This window comes from Neoluteolibacter marinus (genome assembly GCF_014904755.1).
GTDB lineage: Bacteria > Verrucomicrobiota > Verrucomicrobiia > Verrucomicrobiales > Akkermansiaceae > Haloferula > Haloferula marina.
Genome location: NZ_JACZFQ010000033.1, coordinates 16995 through 33386, shown reverse-complemented (window position 1 = coordinate 33386; position 16392 = coordinate 16995). Strand labels below are relative to the sequence as shown.

The following is a 16392-nucleotide window of genomic DNA, read 5'->3' as shown; positions in this document are numbered from 1 at the left end:
CTACTTCCGCAGCAGCGGGTGGCCGCCCTTGGCCTCGGTCACGTGCGGGGGACGCAGGTAGACCGGCTGGGGCGGAATGACCTTCAAGCGGTCCCTCGTTTCCGGAGCCAGCCGCATCCACGCCGCCGCCAGGGCCAGCGCGTCGGGTTGTTCGATCCGGACCGACGCGACCAGCGCCTCCGGCAGCCCGATCCGGCCCGCCGGCTCGAGCGAAAACACCGGCTTCCCGGCATCGAGCGCCGCGCGGACTTCCTCCGCCAGCTCTTCCACCGGGCAGAGGACGGGCTCGTTCCAAGGGTGCTCCGCGCCCACTTCCAGCCGCCAGGCGCTGCCGCGCCGGGCATCGCCGATCGCCAGCGCCGCTCTGTCCCGGGTCGCCGGCACCGCCATCAGCGAGGTCAGGCCGACCGCCGGGCAGCCGTGGACCAGGGCGACCCCCTGGCCGGCGGCGATCCCGACCCGCGTCCCGCTATAACTCCCCGGCCCGGTGCCCATCACCACCTCCGCGAGCCGGTCGTCGCCGGCGAGACAGGCGAGCGCCCGCTCGAGCGGCTCGAACAACATCGCGTTGTGGTTGCGGTCGCTGGTGAAGGAGTCCTGGCAAAGCACTTCGCTGCCACGCATCAAGGCCAGCGAGGCACGTGGCGTGCTGCTTTCAAGGAACAGTCGAAGGGCGTCCGGCACGCCGCCCAGCATCTGGATTCCAACCCGTTCCGCAACCCCTCAATCGGCGCAAATCCCTTTCATTCCGCGGCTTTCCACCCTCTGAGGGTTTCTCCCTTGCAGCCCCCCGCCCGACCCGCTTTGTTCCGTGCAAATAAGCACCCGAAACTACGTTTTAATCCTAGACCCATGACCGAATACGCCAAAGGCCTCGCCGGAGTGATCGCCAATGAATCCGCCCTCAGCAACGTGGAGGGTGCCGAAGGCCGCCTGAGCTATGTCGGCTACTCCATCAACGACCTGGTGGAGCATTGCAACTACGAGGAAGTCGTCTTCCTCCTCCACAAGGGCCGCTTGCCGAACCAAAGCGAGCTGGGCGCGCTCGAAAAGCGCCTCCGCGGCGATCGCGAGCTGCCGCAGGGGGTCATCGATTTCCTCAAGAATGCGCCGAAGGAAGCCAATCCGATGGATGTCGTCCGCACCGGCGTTTCGATGCTCGGCCTCTATGACGACCGCGCCGCGATCGGCGAACCCGACCTCCCGAACGTCGAGGAAGTCGGCCTTTCCCTGGTCGCCAAGGTGCCGATCATCGTCGCCGCCTTCCACCGCTTCCGCCAGGGCCTCGAATTGCCGCCGATGCGCGACGACCTCTCCGAGGCGGCCCATTTCCTCTACCTGATCAACGGCGAGGCCCCGAGCGAGACCGCCACCAAGGTGCTCGACGTCGCCTACATCCTCCATGCCGACCACGGCATGAACGCGTCCACCTTCTCCGCCCGCGTCACCGTCGCCACGCTCTCGGACATGTATTCCGCCATCACCTCGGCGGTCGGCACCCTCAAGGGTCCGCTCCACGGCGGCGCCAACGAAGGCGTGATCCACATGCTCCAGGAGATCGGCGAACTCGACAAGGTCGACGCCTGGGTCGAGGACAAGCTGACGAAGAAGGAAAAGATCATGGGCATCGGCCACCGCGTCTACCGCGTGCTCGATCCCCGCGCCCCGCACCTCCGCAAGCTCGCCATCCAGCTCACCGAGGAACTCGGCGAGCCCAAGTGGATCCAGATGTCCGAGCGCATCGCCGGGATCATGCGCGAGCGCAAGGGTCTCAACGCCAACGTCGATTTCTACTCGGCCACCGTCTACTACTCGCTCGGCATCCCGACCGACCTGTTCACACCGATCTTCGCGATCGCCCGCACCTCCGGCTGGACCGCCCAGGTGCTCGAGCAGCTCCGCGACAGCCGGCTCTACCGCCCGCTCACCCTCTACGTCGGCCCGACCGAGCTGATGGAGGTGAAGCCGATCGGCGAGCGGTGAAGCCGCCGTCGCTCACGATATCAAACCGCCGTCCCGACGCGACGGCCTGAAAAAACCCCGGGTGCTGCCCGGGGTTTTTTTGTTGGGCGGAAATGCCTCAACTTTGTCGGAAAGTTCAATCGAGGCGTCGCGCGAAGAGGCAGTTTCCTGCTTCGATGGTTTTCTACCTGGGAACCGAATGAAACACCTTCCCGATATGATTGCGGTCGCTGTGATGGTCCTCACCGCTGCGGTTTTGATGGGCTGGCTGATTCCTTTCCCTGGCGAGGGCGCCCACATCGCCCCCGCCCGCAGTGAATTCCAGTCCCTCAGCTCGGCACTCAAGACCTACAAAATCAATGCAGGCCACTATCCGACCACGGAACAGGGCCTCCATGCCCTCGTCGAACGTCCGACGGTCGCACCATTTCCGAGGGATTGGGTGAAAATCGCCAAAAGCGTTCCCACCGATCCATGGAAAAACGAATACCGGTATCACCGGCTTCCCGATGACGATCCGCGGGGATTTGAGATCATTTCCCTCGGACCGGACGGCGTGCCGTCGGATGACGACCGTTCGTCGCTCGACGAGTGAACACTGGAATCCGAACCCATGCTCCGTTCGTTCTCCTATTCCTTTGTCGCGATGATCGGCTGCCTTGTCCTGTGGTTGGGATTCGATTGTTTGATCAGTGGCGGGGTGGGTTCAAAACCCCAACGAGTGCTGGCCGACTTCCAATCCATCAGTTCGGCACTCAAGACGTTCAAAACCAATGCAGGTCACTATCCGACCACGGAACAGGGCCTCCATGCCCTCGTCGAACGTCCGTCGGTTGCTCCCCTACCGAGGGATTGGATGAAGATGGCCACGAAGGTTCCCACCGATCCCTGGCAAAACGAGTACCGGTATCGCCGGCTCCCCGAAGACGATCCGTGCGGCTATGAGATCATCTCCCTCGGCCCGGACGGAATTCCGTCGGATGACGACATTTCGTCGCTCGACGAGTGAACGCGGACCGTTGCGGCCCGCTGTCCCAAAGGGACAACCTGAGATAGCCCCGGGCACCGCCCGGGGTGCTTGGCATCAGAGCAAGGGCACCCTGAAGGGGTGCGACGGAGCCGCGACCCGACATTCAGCCCCCCATCACCCCTTCAGGGCTCCTCTTCCCTTGGGTCCAACTTCCCGGGGCTGCGCGGCGCTTGCCCCGGGCTCTCTCAGATCGCCCTATTGGGGCGCGGACGAGGCTAGGGCAACGCAATCTTTCCCTCCACAGACCGGTATCGCCGAGCCCGCCACCCCAGTATCCCACCCCAGGCAATGACGTAGCCGAGCACGAGGTAGGGGTACGGAATGAAGGCTTGGTAGATACCTCGCGTTTGCCCTGCAAAGCCCTCCAATAGCGTCTTCATCTCTCGCGCTTCCCCCGAAGTTAGCTCGTAGTTGGAAGACCTAAGTCTCCAGGCGCCGGAGGCGGCGTCGCGGTTTGCATACAGGATCACCTCGCCACCCATATGGCCAACCGCTAAGATCCAACGACCGTGTACCCCGACCGAGGCAAAGTGTTGCATCGAGGAGCACCAACCCCAAAAAAGGAAGACGAAGCCGGGAAGGCCGAGCCAGAGGGACTTGGAGCGCCATATACGGAACCGCACGACTCGGAATAACAGCCCTCCGGACGGAGGCAAGGCCGCGAAGCACGTGAATGCCTTGGGGGCCAGCCACCTTTCCATTCAGCCGGGGGCTGACGCCATCTTTCAAGGATCGACCCGTTCGCTGATCTTCCGCACGGCCCAGCGTGCATGCTCCGCGATCAGCGGATCGGGATCTGCAGCGGCAGCCTCGAGCGCCGGCAGATCCTCGGCCGTGCCGGTGTTACCAAGGACCACGCAGGTATTCCGCAGGAAGCGCGGGCGCTTGATGCGCTTGATCGGCGATTTGGAAAACAAGGCGCGGAACCCGTCGTCCGTTAGAGCGAGGAAGTCGCGGGGCTTCAGGGCGAAAACGGCCTCGCGGGCGTGGAAGCTCGTCTCTTGCGAAAGCTTGGCGAAGCGGTTCCAAGGACAGACGTCGAGGCACTCGTCGCAGCCGTAGAGCCGGTCGCCGATGGCTTCGCGGAACTCTTCCGGGATCGGCCCCTTGTGCTCGATCGTGAGGTAGGAAATGCAACGCCGGGCATCGACCCGGTGCGGCGCGGTGATCGCCTTCGTCGGGCAGGCGTCGATGCAGCGGGTGCACTTGCCGCAGTGGTCGCCGAAGACGGGATCGGCCGGCAGGTCGAGGGTCGTCAGCAGCTCGGCGAGGAAGAACCAGGTTCCGATCTTCGGGTGGATCTGCACGGTCGACTTGCCGTTCCAGCCGAGCCCGGCCTCGCTGGCGTGGTCCCGTTCCAGGACCGGGCCGGTGTCGACGTAGTAGCGCTGGGTGCCGCCGAGCGCGGCCATGCCCTCGTCCATCCGCTTGAGCATCTTCACGATCAGGTCGTGGTAATCGTCGTTCCACGCGTACTTCGCGATCCGGTAGCCGTCGGCGGGATTCGGGCCCGGATAGTAGTTCAGCGCCAGGCAGACGACCGACCGGCAACCGTCCAGCACCTCGCGCGGGTCGCAGCGGCGCTCGGGCGTCCTTTCCAGCCATGCCATGTCGCCGTGGCAGCCGTCGGCGATCCATTCACGGAATGCCCCGGCATGCTTCGCCTCGGCCGCGGCGGCAATCCGGCAGTCATCGAAGCCGACCTCGCGGGCGAGCTGCTTGATGACATCGGCGGGTTGCATGGGAAGAAGCATGGGGCGGGACGGCGAATGCGCCAAGCGCGGTCGCGCGGTTTGACAGATCCGGCCGGCCCGACTTGTCTCCGGGCATGAATTTCAAAGGCATCCTGGCCGCCTCCGCGTGGCTGCTGCTCGGTGGTCCCGCGCTCGCGACGATCGTCGGCACCTTCAACATCCGCTACGACAATCCGGGGGACGCCAAGGAAGGCAACCAGTGGAGCCGCCGGGCACCGGTGGTCGCCTCGCTGATCCAGTTCCACGATTTCGACCTGATCGGCACGCAGGAGGGCTTCCATCACCAGATGGAGGACCTGGTCCGGCTGCTGCCGGAGTACGGCTGCTCGATGCACGGCCGCGACGACGGCAAGGACAAGGGCGAGCACATCGGCATCTTCTTCAAGCGCGACAAGTACGAGCTGCTCGAGGACGGATGCTTCTGGCTGTCGGAAACCCCGGACGTGCCGAGCAAGGGCTGGGACGCCGATCTCAAACGCCTTTGCGGGTGGGCCAAGCTCAAGCGCAAGTCCGACGGCAAGCCGGTCTTCATGTTCGGGCTGCACCTCGACCACCGCGGCAACCGCTCGCGCGAGGAAAGCGTCAAGCTGGTGCTGCGGAAGATCGGCGAGCTGGCTGGCGACGCCCCGGTGTTCCTGGTCGGGGATTTCAACACCGACCAGACCACCGCGGGCTACAAGACCGTGATGGCGTCGGGCCGCTTCGACGATCCCTACGAAACCGCGCGGATCCGCTACGCCCTGAACGGCACGCCGAACCGCTTCGACGCCAATGCCAAGACCTCGAACCGGATCGATCACGCCTTCGTTCCCAAGGGCATGCCGGTGAAGCGCTACGGCGTGTTGACGGATTCCTACCGGGTGCCGAAGGGCGAGAAACCGGAGGAGAGCCAGTCGCGCAATTTCCCCAAGGAGGTGAAGTTCGAGGACCACGTGGCCCACTTGCCCTCGGATCACTTCCCGGTGCTCGCCGAGACGATCGACTGAGCGGCCCTCAGGGCTTGGCCGCGAAGTGGTAGCGGGCGCTTTCCAGGATCCCGCAGGCGATCTCCTCGGTTTCCAGCCCGGCCGTGTCCAGCTCCAGGTCGGCGATGTCGTGGTAGAGCGGACTCCGCTCCGCCAGCAGCGCGGAGATCTTTTCCAGCGGGTTCTCCGTCTGCAGCAGCGGCCGGTCGCGGTTGCGGGCGGTGCGCTGGAGGATCACGTCCGCCGGTGCCTGCAGCCACACCACGTAACCGAGCTTCGAGAGCAGCCGGCGGTTGTGCTTGCGGCCGACGATGCCGCCGCCGGTCGCGATGATCCGCCGCGGGGTGCCGGGCGCGGAGAGTTCGTTGAGCACCGCGCTTTCCATCTCGCGGAACGCCTGCTCGCCGCGCCGGGCGAAGATCTCGGTGATGGTCATCCGGGCCTTCTCCTCGATCAGCTGGTCGGTATCGACGAGCGGGTAGCCGAGCATGCCCTGGAGCTTGCGCCCGATCGTGGACTTCCCGCAGCCCATCAAGCCGATCAGCACGATGTTCTTGGGCAGCCCGTCCGCCGGATTCATGGGATGACGGTAGCGGCGGCCGGAGGGGCCGGAAAGATCCAAGTGCGCGGGCAGCATTCCGGACTCGCCCGGCCCGCGGGACCGCGCCAGACTCCGGCCGTGTCCGAGACCCGCATCCTGTCCGCCGACGAAGAAGAAATGGAAGACGCCGTGCGCGAGGCGGCGAACCTGCTAGACGCCGGGGAAGTCGTCGCCGTGCCGACCGAAACGGTCTACGGGCTCGCCGCGGATGCCTTCAACGCGGATGCCGTCGCCAAGGTTTTCGCGGCCAAGGAGCGGCCCGAATTCGATCCGCTGATCGTCCACATCGCTTCCTTCAAGGAGCTCGAGGACGTCGCCGCGGTGCCGGAGGACATCGCGCCGGTGGTAAAGAGCCTGGCCGGTGCCTTCTGGCCGGGACCGCTGACCCTGGTGCTGCCGAAGACCGCCAGGGTCCCCGACCTGGTGACCAGCGGCCTGCCGACCGTCGCCGTGCGCCAGAGCGGCAACCTGATTTTCCGCGCCATCGGCAAGCAGCTCGGCCGGCCGATCGCGGCGCCCAGCGCCAACCGCTTCGGGCGCATTTCCCCGACCTCCGCGAGCGCCGTGGAAAAGGAACTCGGCGGCCGGATCCCGCTGATCGTCGACGGCGGCGCCTGCCGCGACGGCCTTGAAAGCACGATCATCGCGATCGAGCCCCGCGAGGACAAGAAACCGCTGATCCGCATCCTGCGCGCGGGTCCGGTGACCAAGGAAGACCTGCAGAAGTATGGCAAGGTGGTGATCGAGAAGCGCATCACCGACCGCCCCGACGTCCCCGGGCAACTGGAGAGCCACTACGCCCCGGTGACCCCGCTGCTGATGTTCGCGAAGCCCCAGGACTTCGTCCCGGAGCCGGGCAAGAAATACGGCCTGCTGAGCTACCGCGGCGACCCCAAGGCCGGCTACATCGACGCCCACGATTGGGAGGTCGTCGAGGAGCTCAGCCCCGGCAGCGGCAAGCTGATGGAGGCGGCGGTGCGCTTGTTCTACGTCATGCGCTCCCTCGACGAGGCCGGCCTCGATGCCATCGTCGCCGAGCCGGTGAGCGAGACCGGCCTCGGCGTCGCGATCAACGACCGCCTGCGCCGCGCCTCGGCCAAGCCCGCGGACTGAGCGGTCGCTTGCGCCGCGGGACTTTCCGCCTAGTGTCGGGGCAATCATGCGGCGCAACCGAGTCCTGATCCAATCCCTCCTCCTCGTCGTCCTCATCTGGGGCGTGGTGGCCGGCCTGCGGGCGATCGCCGGATCCAAGCGGATCACCGCGGCCAAGGTCGAATCCGAGATCGAACAGGCGGCCTTCGACGACTGGTCGGCCTACGACCATCCGCCCGACCAGTCCGCCGCCATCGCCCGCGACAAGTCGCTGCGCGGGATCGCCACCCTGGTCAACCGGCTCGATTTCGCGGAGCGCGAGAAGTCCCGCGACAACCGGGCCACGGAGCAATTCTTCCGCAAGCTCAGCGGCTACGAGAAGAAGCTCTTCGTCGACCTCACCGTGCGCGAGTCGATGGGCAAGTTCATGGAAGCGCTCGACGCGCTGCCACCGGAAAAGCGCAAGGAATTCGTGGAGAAGGGCATGAGCGAGATCCAGAGCGGCAAGACCGAAGAGGAAATGGCCCGCGCGCGGGAGCTCGGCGACGACCTGTTGGAGACCATCGCCAGCGAAGGCATGCGGGCCTATTTCGAGAAAGCCAGCACCGACACCAAGCTCGACCTCGCGCCGCTGATGGAGTCGATGAACGAAGTCATGCAGGGCCTGCGCGGCCAGGAGTTCGGCCCGGGATCGCGATGAACTCCCCCGCCCGCCGCCGCGGCCAGGCCTTCACCCTGACCGAGTTGATGATCGTCCTGGCCATCCTCGCCGCGGTGACCGCGATCGCCCTGCCGGTCGGACGTTCGGTGCTGGCCCGGTCCCGCCAGGCGGCGTGCCTTTCCAACCTGCGCCAGATCGGCACCGGGCTCGAAGCCTATCTCCAGGACAACGCCCAGTATCTGCCCGAGATCGCCGCCGGCAGGAAGACCCGCAACGACGACACGCCGGTGCTGGAAACCGTCCTCGCGCCCTATCTTCCGGGCTCCGCGGTTTTCCACTGCCCGGCCGACCACAAGGAATTCGAGCGCAGCGGCTGCAGCTACATCTGGAACCTCAGCCAGAGCGGCCGCCACCGGCTCAACCTGGAATTCTTCGGCAAGTCCGGAAACGACCAGCGGATCCCGCTGGTGATCGACAAGGAAGGATGGCACCCCGGCGAGTCGGGCGTGAATTTTCTCTATGCCGACCTGTCTGCATCCAGCAAGGTCCAGTTCGGTGTCACCCGTTAGAGTCTTCCCATGCTCGAAGTTTCCGGCCTCAGCAAATCATTCGGCGGCAAGCAGGCGCTTCACGACGTCTCCTTCCGGGTGGAACGCGGCGAGATCCACGGCCTGCTGGGCCATAACGGCGCCGGCAAGAGCACCACGCTGGGCATCATCCTCGGCATGGTGGAACCCGACCGCGGCGACGCCCGCATCGGCGGCATCTCGGTGCAGGACAACCACGCCGGCGCCCTGTCCCAGGCCGGCGCGATCTTCGAAAGCCCCGCCTTCTACGACTACCTCAGCGGCTGGGAGAACCTCCGCATCCTCGCCAACTACTCGATCGGCTTCGACCCGGAGAGGGCCCGCCGGGTGGTCGAGGAGGTCGGCCTCACCGAGCGCATCAAGTCCAAGGTCGGCTCCTACTCCCACGGCATGCGCCAGCGCCTGGCCCTCGCCCAGGCCTTGCTGCCGGAACCCCACGTCCTGCTCCTCGACGAGCCGACCGACGGCCTGGATCCGGAAGGCATCAAGTGGTTCCGCGACTTCATCCTCGAGCTGCGCAACGTCCGCGGGATGACCGTCCTGTTCAATTCCCACCTGCTCGCCGAGGTCGAGCAGATGTGCGACCGGGTCACGATCCTGAACCAGGGCCGCCTCGTCCACGAAGGCTCCCTCCAGGACCTGCGCGACGAGGACCCGGTCTACGAGGTGACGCTGGATCCGTGGCAAGGGGCCTGCGAGTTCCTCGAGCTGAACGGGGCCCGGATCCTCGCGCCCGGACGCATCTCCCTGCCACCGGAGCTCGATCCCGCGATCATCGTCGCCGCCCTCGTCGGCACCGGCGTCCGCGTCTCCTCCTTCGCGCCGGTGCGGAGGTCGCTGGAAGACCTCTATCTCGAAATCACCTCCCGCCACGGATCATGAAATTCCTCCGCCAGCTCCGCGGGGAACTCCGCAAGCTCTTCGGCCGACGCCGGACCTACATCGGCTACTTCGTCTTCCTCGCAATGGAGGCGATCATCCTGTTCGTCTTCAAGCTGGAGAAGACCCAGGACGGGATGCGCGACCTGATCGAGCGCAACGGCTTTGGATTCAGCCAGTACTACAGCTCCCTGACCGTGACCTACATGGTCATGGGCCTCAGCATGTTCCTGCTCGGCTCCATCTACTTCGCGCTGGTGTCCGGCGACATCGTCGCGAAGGAGGCCGAGGACGGGAACCTGCGGCTGGTCCTCGCGCGCCCCGTGTCCCGCCTGCGGATCCTGTCGTTGAAATATGCCGCCGTCTCCATCTACACGATCACCTTCGTGCTGTTCGTCGGGATCACCGGCTACGCGATGTCGGTGGCGGCCCTCGGCTGGGACGGCGGCCTCTTCGTCTGGAATTACAAGATGAAGGTGTTCTCCGTGTTTCCCGACTGGTGGAGCGGGATCGGCCGCATCGGCCTGGCGGCGCTGGGCATCGGCGTCAGCATGATCACCCTTTCCTCCATCGCCTTCACCTTCTCCTGCTTCAAGATGAAGCCCGCCGCCGCCACCATCATGGCGCTGAGCATCCTCTTCGTCGACCTGGTGCTGCAGGAGTTCCCCTTCTTCAAGCCCTACGAGCAGTACTTCGTCACCTGGCGGATGAGCTCCTGGGTCTACCTGCTGGAGACATCCATCTCCTGGCCGAAGCTCGCGATGTCCTACCTCTTCCTCTTCGGTCTGAACGCGACGCTGTTCCTGATCGGCTACACCGCCTTCCGCCTGCGCGACTTCAAGACCTGAAGGCACCCCCTGAAACGACCTGCGGGCGACCGGCGGGTTCCCGGGGGTCGCCGTCCCCGGAATCGCCGATCGCCCGCGAGAGGGGAAAATCGTGGTTCGCTTGCGAACGTCAGCAGATTCGCACGACTCCCGGGATTCCGGCATTACATGATCGCGTAGGGTGGAAGCTTTTCTTTCCAGCGGCGGATCCGCGCCCGATGCTGGCGCCGATGCGCGACGACACCCGCCGCTGGACCGAGGCCGACAAGCGGCACTGCTGGCACCCCTTCACTCCCCAGGCGGCGTGGACCGCGGGTGAACCGCTGGTGATCGTCCGCGGCGAGGGGGCCTGGCTGTGGGACTCCGAGGGCCGCAAGTATCTCGACGGCAATTCCTCGATCTGGACCAACATCCACGGCCACCGCCATCCGGCGCTCGACGAGGCGGTCCGCCGCCAGCTCGGCGACGTCGCCCACACCTCGTACCTCGGTTTCGCCAACCCGCGGGCCAGCGAGCTGGCGGAGAAGCTGTGCGCCTTCTTCCCTGCCGGAACCCTGGAGCGGGTGTTCTTTTCCGACGACGGGTCCACGGCGATCGAGTCGGCGATGAAGATGGCCATCCAGTTCCGCCAGCTCACGGGAGAAGCGGGCCGCGACGGCTTCATCGCCTTCGACCAGGCCTACCATGGCGACACCCTGGGGGCCGCCTCGCTCGGCGGCGTGTCGCGTTTCCACGACCGCTTCCGCAAGCACGGTGCCGAGGTGACTTTCGTGGCGGGAATGGATGCCCTGAAGGATCTGCCCGGCGAGGTTGCGGCCAAGGCCGCGGCGGTGGTCATCGAGCCGCTGATCCAAGGGGTCAACGAGATGCGGCCGTGGCCGGCCGGCATGCTGCGCGAGCTGCGGCAGTGGTGCGATGCCACCGGCGTCCAACTGATCCTCGACGAGGTGATGACCGGCTTCGGCCGCACCGGGAGAATGTTCGCCTGCCATCACGAGGATGTCATCCCCGACTACCTGTGCCTCGCGAAAGGGTTGACCGGCGGCTACCTGCCGATGGCGGCCATGCTGACCACCGGACGGATCTACGACGCGTTCCTGGGCGACGATTCCCGGGCTTTCTACTACGGACACAGTTACACCGCCAATCCCCTGGGTTGCGCCGTGGCCTTGGCGAGCCTCGGGGTCTTCGAGACGGAACAGACGCTGGAACGGCTGCAGCCGATGATCGCCCGGATGGCGGAGCGGCTGGCCCGCCTCAAGGCGGGACACCCCCGCGTGCACGAGATCCGGCAGTGCGGGTTTGTCGCCGGCATCGAGATCCGGCAGGCGGACGGCACCCCCTTCCCGGCCGCGGAACACTTCGGCGCCCGCGTCTGCACCGCGGCACGCGACCATGGCCTGCTCACCCGGCCGATCCGCGACACGATCGTGCTGATGCCTCCGCTCTGCACCGGGCCCGACGAGCTGGATCACGCGGTTTCCGCGCTGGATCACGCCTTGGCTACGACATGAAAAACCGGCATTCCCGCGAGGGAATGCCGGCTGCAGAGGGGAACCCTAAATCCGTTAGAAATTGAAGCGCAGCCCGCCTTCGACGAGGAAGTCGCTGTCGATGTCGGCGAGCCCCGAGAACGGGGCACCGGAGAAGCTCGAGTCATCGAGGTAGATCCATCGTGCTCCGCCGTAGAGTTCGAAGGACTCGGTCACATCGTAGTTCAGCCCGGTGAAGATCTGGGCACAGAACACCTCGTCGCTGTCCGAGATGTACGGGTCGGTGAAGAACGCGTAGTTGGCGTAGCCCTCGAATTCGGTGAACGCCACCCCGGCACCGGCGCCGATGTAGAAGTTGAGGTTCGGGGCGATTTCACGCTCCAGTTTGAAATTCAGGGTCACCGGCACGAAGGAGAACTCCGAAACCAGCGGGGTGGTGACCACCGCGGCGGTGATGCTGGGATCGACGATCGCCGCGGACGTGTCGGTCTCCGCGTAGCCGACTTCCAGGAAGATCGCGGAACGCCAGCCGCCCCAGTCGTAGGGGGTGTCGACGCCGATGTGGCCGTGGAACATCAGTTCCTCCGCATCGATCAGGTAGCCGGCGCTCGCTCCCGCGAACCATTGCCACAAGCTGGGCTCGGGGGCTGGAGGCGGGGGAATCACTTCCTTCGCGGGGGATCCGGCGAATGCCGTGCCAGCGGCCAACAACAGGGCGACGATTGGATTTTTCATGGTCCCTATTTCATAGCGCCAACCGGGAACCCGGCGCAATTCTCAATTTGCCCGCCCCCGGGCCCCTCACAACTCCCCGAACAGGTCCATCTGCGGCTGGTTCGCCGCCGGCAGCGACTGCTGGCGGGTGTTCTTCGCCTTGGGTCCCTGCTTCTTGGCCTCGGGCTTGGTCGAGTGCAGCTCGAGGTGCGACAGGATCGTCTTGGCCCTCTCGATGATCGGCTTCGGCAGCCCGGCGAGGCGTGCCACCTGGATGCCGTAGCTTTTGTCGGCGGCCCCCGGCAGGATCTTGCGCAGGAAGATGATCTCGTCGTTCCACTCGCGCACCGCGACGTTGAAATTCGCCACCGCCGGCCGCGTGTTGGCGAGGTCGGTCAGCTCGTGGTAGTGGGTCGCGAACAGGGTGCGGCAACCGACGACGTCGTGCAGGTGCTCCGCAACCGCCCAGGCGATCGACAGCCCGTCGAAGGTCGCGGTGCCGCGGCCGATCTCGTCGAGGATGACCAGCGAGCGGTCGGTGGCATGGTTGAGGATGAGCGCGGTCTCGTTCATCTCGACCATGAAGGTCGACTGGCCGCGCGAAAGGTCGTCGGATGCACCGACCCGGCAGAAAATCCGGTCGACCATGCCGACCACCGCGTCCGAAGCCGGCACGAAGGCCCCGGTCTGCGCCATCAGGGCGATCAGAGCGACCTGCCGGATGTAGGTCGATTTGCCCGCCATGTTAGGTCCTGTTAGAATCTGCAGCAGCGAATCGTCCGGATCGAAGGTGCTGTCGTTCGGCACGAACTTCTCGTCGACCAGGGTCTGCTCGAGCACCGGATGGCGGCCGTTGGCGATGGCCAGGTTGCGCGAATCCTCCAGCACGGGCCGGACGTGGCCGTGGAGCTGGGCGGTTTCGGCCAGGCCGCATAGGACATCGACCTCGGCGATGCCCGCGGCGGTCTTCTGGAGTTCGTCGAGCCGGGTGCAGACCTGCTGGCGGAGCTCGAGGAAAAGCTCGGTTTCGAGCTTCTTCGCCCGCTCCTCGGCTCCCAGCACCTTGTTCTCCATCTCCTTCAGCGCCGGGGTGATGTAGCGCTCGCAGTTCGCCATGGTCTGCTTGCGGGTGTAGTCGTCCGGGACCATCGCGAGCTTCGACGAGGTCACTTCGATGAAGTAGCCGAAGACGTTGTTGAACTTCACCTTCAGCGAGTCGATGCCGGTCCGCTGGCGCTCTTCTTCCTGGAGCTTGGCGATCCACGACTTGCCGTCGCGGGACAGGGCCCGGAGTTCATCGAGCTCGGACGAATGGCCGTCGCGGATCATCCCGCCGTCCTTGAGGTTGGCGGGCGGTTCGTCGGAGATCGAGGCCTCGAGGTGTTCGACCAGATCCGGGAACGGCCGGATCTCGGCGCAGGGCGACGACAAGCTGCCGAGGTCCTCGAGGAGGGCCGGGATGTGGGCCAGCGAGTTGGCCAGCGCCTGCAGGTCGCGGGCATTCCCGGCGCCTTGGGAAAGCCGCCCGACGGTGCGCTCGATGTCGCGGATGCCCTGCAGCGACTCGCGGCACTTCGAGAGGATGAAGGGCTGGGCCAGCAGGGCGGCGATGAAATCATGACGGACGCCGAGGGCCTCCCGGTCGCGCAGCGGATGAAGGATCCAGTCGCGCAGCAGGCGCGCGCCCATCGGGGTCTTGGTGCGGTCGAGCACTCCCAGCAGCGTGTGCTTCTTCCCCGACCGCGAATCGATCAGGTCGAGGTTCCGCTGGGAGGCGGCGTCGATCAAGACGTGCCGGTCGTTCTCCCGCACCCGCAGCGAGCGCAAGTGGTCGCAAGGACGTCGCAGCTGGTGGATAAGGTAGTGAAGGATCGCGCCGGCGGCGGCGGTCGAGGCGGGGGCATCGGCACAGCCGAAGCCGTCGAGGGAGTGCACGCCGAAGTGGTCGCAGAGCATCTGCCGCGCGGGGTCCGGCAGAAAGGCGTAGCCGTCGTAGGGTTGGGCGGCCGGATAGCCGCCGAACTGGGATAGCTGTTCGTCCGAAACCAACAGCTCCGACGGCGTCAGCCGCGCCAGCTCGTCGTCGAGCTGGGCCTGGTCGGCGAACTCGGCGACGGTGAACTCCCCGGTCGAATGGTCGACGCAGGCCAGGCCCCGGGCTTTCCCGAGCAGGAAGACCGCGGCCAGGTAGTTGGGCCGCTGGTCGTCGAGGAGATGACTCTCCAGCACCGATCCCGCGGAGATGATGCGGGCGATCTCGCGCTCGACGATTTTCCCCGGGCTGGGCTCGCTGGTCTGTTCGGCGATGGCGACCCGCATGCCGGCCTTGACCAGCTTGGCGATGTAGCCGTCGGCGGCGTGGTAGGGCACGCCACACATCGGCACGGTATTGCGCTTGGTCAGGGCGACGTTGAGGATCGGCGCGGCGGTCTTCGCGTCCTCGAAGAACATCTCGTAAAAGTCACCGAGGCGGTAGAGCAGCAGCACGTCGGCGGGCAGTGATCGGCGCATGGCCTGGTACTGCGCCATCATCGGGGTGAGCTTCGGGCCGGACATCTGCGGCGGAGCTTGCACGGCGGACCGGGGGGCCGGAAGCCGGAAGTCTGCCGATCCCTTGACAGGCGTGCGGGCCTCGCGCTGTATGCCCGTGCGTATGAAGAAACTCTTTTTTCCCGTGATGTTGCTGGCCACCGCCTGCCTGGTTCCGACGCCGGTCCGCGCCGACGATGACTCGCCGTTGGCCAAGCAGATGGAGTCCCTGGACGATGCCTACAAGGGCTTCCGCCGCGAGAAGGACCCGGCCAAGGGTGCCGCCCTGGCGCGCGAGGCCCAGGACGCCGTGCTCAAGGCGGTGCCGATGGTCCCCGGCCTGATCGAGTCGATGCCCGACGGCGAGGACAAGGCCAAGGCGATCGCCGCCTACCGCACCCAGATGGGCCAGCTCTTTGTCGCGCTTTGCGAAGTCGAGTCCGCCTTCGTGGCCAAGGACCTCGACAAGGTCGCCGAACTGGTCAACACGCTGAAGAGCCAGAAGAAGAAGGGCCACGACGAGTTCATGGAAGACGACGAGTGATCGTCCTCGCTCCGGATCATGAAAAAGCCCCGGTCGCGCGATGCGGCCGGGGCTTTTTCGTGATCTGGAGTTTACTCCTGCACCGAAACCGGGGTGCCGATCTTGGTCTTGCCGTAGACGATCGGCATCACCGCCCGGGGGCCGCGGATGCAGGCGTGGGAAACCGGGTATCGGGAGCGCGGGATGTTGCCGATGTGGTGGCCGACCCCGTCCCAGGTCAGGCGCATCCAGTAGGGCATCGGCGCGCCGACGAACTTGCCGCCTTCCGGCACCGCGTCGGGCGTCTCGCCATCGACCAGGTTTCCTTCGGCGTCGTAGACCTTGCCGTAGGCGTTGGAAGACTTGTCGGTGACCTTTTCGAGGATCTTGTAGTTCCCCGGCGGCGTCGGCCGCGAGCGCTTGCCGCTGGAGACCGGGTAGTCGATGACCACCTCGTCGCCCTTCATCAGGAACGCGCGCTGGATCGGCAGCGAGACCACGATGCGGGAGTTCTCCGGATTGGTTTTCGGGAGCAGCTGGTCATTCTTCCAGACCTTCATGGTCTTCGGGTAGTCCGGTTCGGCCCGGAAATGGTCGTAGCTGCCCGGCGGGAAGGGATTGAAGGGTTTGCCTTGGGAATCGACCGGCTTGCCATCAGGACCGAGGGTCACGGACTTGTTGGCACAGCTGGCCAAAAACAGCGCCAGCACGCTGGCGATAACGCTCAGAAGGGACGTCGGATGATTCATTAGGCTGCCTGCGGCGCGGCTCTATA

At 65.7% G+C, this 16392-nt stretch carries 17 protein-coding genes; 11 read left to right on the top strand and 6 right to left on the bottom strand.

The features are described 5' to 3' along the window. Nucleotides 1-684 (bottom strand): tRNA (adenosine(37)-N6)-threonylcarbamoyltransferase complex dimerization subunit type 1 TsaB, encoded by a 684-nt coding sequence (gene tsaB, locus IG178_RS08450; RefSeq protein WP_193212100.1) that lies wholly within the window; start codon nucleotides 682-684, stop codon nucleotides 1-3. A gap of 168 nt (nucleotides 685-852) precedes the next feature. Here tsaB and IG178_RS08445 point away from each other — a divergent pair, with 168 nt between their 5' ends. The 3 genes from IG178_RS08445 to IG178_RS08435 all read left to right on the top strand — a co-directional run bounded on the left by IG178_RS08445 (nucleotide 853) and on the right by IG178_RS08435 (nucleotide 2971). Further along, a complete protein-coding gene (locus IG178_RS08445) occupies nucleotides 853-1983 on the top strand; it encodes a citrate/2-methylcitrate synthase (protein ID WP_193212099.1) in 1131 nt (376 codons plus the stop codon). Nucleotides 1984-2044: 61 nt separating this feature from the next. Further along, nucleotides 2045-2557: a type II secretion system protein GspG gene (locus IG178_RS08440; RefSeq protein WP_193212098.1), complete on the top strand. Its 513-nt coding sequence runs from the start codon at nucleotides 2045-2047 to the stop codon at nucleotides 2555-2557. Nucleotides 2558-2575: 18 nt separating this feature from the next. Beyond that, on the top strand, nucleotides 2576-2971 hold the full coding sequence (locus tag IG178_RS08435) for a type II secretion system protein GspG (RefSeq protein WP_193212097.1): 396 nt from the start codon (nucleotides 2576-2578) through the stop codon (nucleotides 2969-2971). A gap of 746 nt (nucleotides 2972-3717) precedes the next feature. Here IG178_RS08435 and queG read toward each other — a convergent pair. After that, on the bottom strand, nucleotides 3718-4734 hold the full coding sequence (queG, locus tag IG178_RS08430) for a tRNA epoxyqueuosine(34) reductase QueG (protein WP_193212096.1): 1017 nt from the start codon (nucleotides 4732-4734) through the stop codon (nucleotides 3718-3720). A gap of 86 nt (nucleotides 4735-4820) precedes the next feature. Here queG and IG178_RS08425 point away from each other — a divergent pair, with 86 nt between their 5' ends. Then, nucleotides 4821-5732 carry an endonuclease/exonuclease/phosphatase family protein gene (locus IG178_RS08425; RefSeq protein WP_193212095.1) on the top strand — a complete coding sequence of 304 codons (912 nt, stop codon included), beginning with the start codon at nucleotides 4821-4823 and terminating at the stop codon, nucleotides 5730-5732. Between the two features lie 7 nt (nucleotides 5733-5739). Here the strand turns inward: IG178_RS08425 and IG178_RS08420 are convergent, their stop codons facing one another. Then, on the bottom strand, nucleotides 5740-6291 hold the full coding sequence (locus IG178_RS08420) for a shikimate kinase (RefSeq protein ID WP_193212094.1): 552 nt from the start codon (nucleotides 6289-6291) through the stop codon (nucleotides 5740-5742). A gap of 99 nt (nucleotides 6292-6390) precedes the next feature. On the opposite strand from IG178_RS08420, the gene IG178_RS08415 reads away from it, so the two are divergent. The 6 genes from IG178_RS08415 to bioA all read left to right on the top strand — a co-directional run bounded on the left by IG178_RS08415 (nucleotide 6391) and on the right by bioA (nucleotide 11872). Continuing rightward, complete coding sequence (locus IG178_RS08415; protein ID WP_343225950.1) at nucleotides 6391-7425, top strand: L-threonylcarbamoyladenylate synthase; 1035 nt, start codon at nucleotides 6391-6393, stop codon at nucleotides 7423-7425. A gap of 46 nt (nucleotides 7426-7471) precedes the next feature. Beyond that, nucleotides 7472-8104, top strand: coding sequence for a hypothetical protein (locus IG178_RS08410; protein ID WP_193212093.1), 633 nt, complete (start codon nucleotides 7472-7474; stop codon nucleotides 8102-8104). Next, nucleotides 8101-8634, top strand: a complete 534-nt coding sequence (locus IG178_RS08405) for a type IV pilin protein (RefSeq protein WP_193212092.1) — start codon at nucleotides 8101-8103, stop codon at nucleotides 8632-8634. The genes IG178_RS08410 and IG178_RS08405 overlap by 4 nt, the downstream gene beginning before the upstream one ends. A gap of 9 nt (nucleotides 8635-8643) precedes the next feature. Next, a complete protein-coding gene (locus IG178_RS08400; RefSeq protein WP_193212091.1) occupies nucleotides 8644-9534 on the top strand; it encodes an ABC transporter ATP-binding protein in 891 nt (296 codons plus the stop codon). Then, nucleotides 9531-10379 (top strand): ABC transporter permease, encoded by an 849-nt coding sequence (locus IG178_RS08395; protein ID WP_193212090.1) that lies wholly within the window; start codon nucleotides 9531-9533, stop codon nucleotides 10377-10379. Before IG178_RS08400 ends, IG178_RS08395 begins: the two co-directional genes overlap by 4 nt. 209 nt (nucleotides 10380-10588) lie before the next feature. Beyond that, nucleotides 10589-11872, top strand: coding sequence for an adenosylmethionine--8-amino-7-oxononanoate transaminase (gene bioA / locus IG178_RS08390; RefSeq protein WP_193212089.1), 1284 nt, complete (start codon nucleotides 10589-10591; stop codon nucleotides 11870-11872). A gap of 54 nt (nucleotides 11873-11926) precedes the next feature. Here bioA and IG178_RS08385 read toward each other — a convergent pair whose 3' ends face one another. Continuing rightward, nucleotides 11927-12586 carry an outer membrane protein gene (locus tag IG178_RS08385; RefSeq protein ID WP_193212088.1) on the bottom strand — a complete coding sequence of 220 codons (660 nt, stop codon included), beginning with the start codon at nucleotides 12584-12586 and terminating at the stop codon, nucleotides 11927-11929. Between the two features lie 66 nt (nucleotides 12587-12652). Further along, nucleotides 12653-15139: a DNA mismatch repair protein MutS gene (gene mutS / locus IG178_RS08380; RefSeq protein ID WP_343225949.1), complete on the bottom strand. Its 2487-nt coding sequence runs from the start codon at nucleotides 15137-15139 to the stop codon at nucleotides 12653-12655. A 79-nt stretch (nucleotides 15140-15218) separates the two neighbouring features. Here mutS and IG178_RS08375 point away from each other — a divergent pair, with 79 nt between their 5' ends. Next, complete coding sequence (locus tag IG178_RS08375; protein WP_193212087.1) at nucleotides 15219-15638, top strand: cytochrome b562; 420 nt, start codon at nucleotides 15219-15221, stop codon at nucleotides 15636-15638. Nucleotides 15639-15709: 71 nt separating this feature from the next. Here the strand turns inward: IG178_RS08375 and IG178_RS08370 are convergent, their stop codons facing one another. After that, nucleotides 15710-16366, bottom strand: coding sequence for a L,D-transpeptidase family protein (locus IG178_RS08370; protein WP_193212086.1), 657 nt, complete (start codon nucleotides 16364-16366; stop codon nucleotides 15710-15712). Nucleotides 16367-16392 lie beyond the last annotated feature (26 nt).

Coding starts and splice junctions, on each gene's coding strand:
- IG178_RS08410 (WP_193212093.1), top strand. CDS start 7,472: ATGCGGCGCAACCGAGTCCTGATCCAATCCCTCCTCCTCGTCGTCCTC.
- bioA (WP_193212089.1), top strand. CDS start 10,589: ATGCGCGACGACACCCGCCGCTGGACCGAGGCCGACAAGCGGCACTGC.
- IG178_RS08395 (WP_193212090.1), top strand. CDS start 9,531: ATGAAATTCCTCCGCCAGCTCCGCGGGGAACTCCGCAAGCTCTTCGGC.
- IG178_RS08370 (WP_193212086.1), bottom strand. CDS start 16,366: ATGAATCATCCGACGTCCCTTCTGAGCGTTATCGCCAGCGTGCTGGCG.
- queG (WP_193212096.1), bottom strand. CDS start 4,734: ATGCAACCCGCCGATGTCATCAAGCAGCTCGCCCGCGAGGTCGGCTTC.
- IG178_RS08400 (WP_193212091.1), top strand. CDS start 8,644: ATGCTCGAAGTTTCCGGCCTCAGCAAATCATTCGGCGGCAAGCAGGCG.
- IG178_RS08425 (WP_193212095.1), top strand. CDS start 4,821: ATGAATTTCAAAGGCATCCTGGCCGCCTCCGCGTGGCTGCTGCTCGGT.
- IG178_RS08435 (WP_193212097.1), top strand. CDS start 2,576: ATGCTCCGTTCGTTCTCCTATTCCTTTGTCGCGATGATCGGCTGCCTT.
- IG178_RS08445 (WP_193212099.1), top strand. CDS start 853: ATGACCGAATACGCCAAAGGCCTCGCCGGAGTGATCGCCAATGAATCC.
- IG178_RS08405 (WP_193212092.1), top strand. CDS start 8,101: ATGAACTCCCCCGCCCGCCGCCGCGGCCAGGCCTTCACCCTGACCGAG.
- IG178_RS08420 (WP_193212094.1), bottom strand. CDS start 6,291: ATGAATCCGGCGGACGGGCTGCCCAAGAACATCGTGCTGATCGGCTTG.
- IG178_RS08375 (WP_193212087.1), top strand. CDS start 15,219: ATGAAGAAACTCTTTTTTCCCGTGATGTTGCTGGCCACCGCCTGCCTG.
- IG178_RS08385 (WP_193212088.1), bottom strand. CDS start 12,586: ATGAAAAATCCAATCGTCGCCCTGTTGTTGGCCGCTGGCACGGCATTC.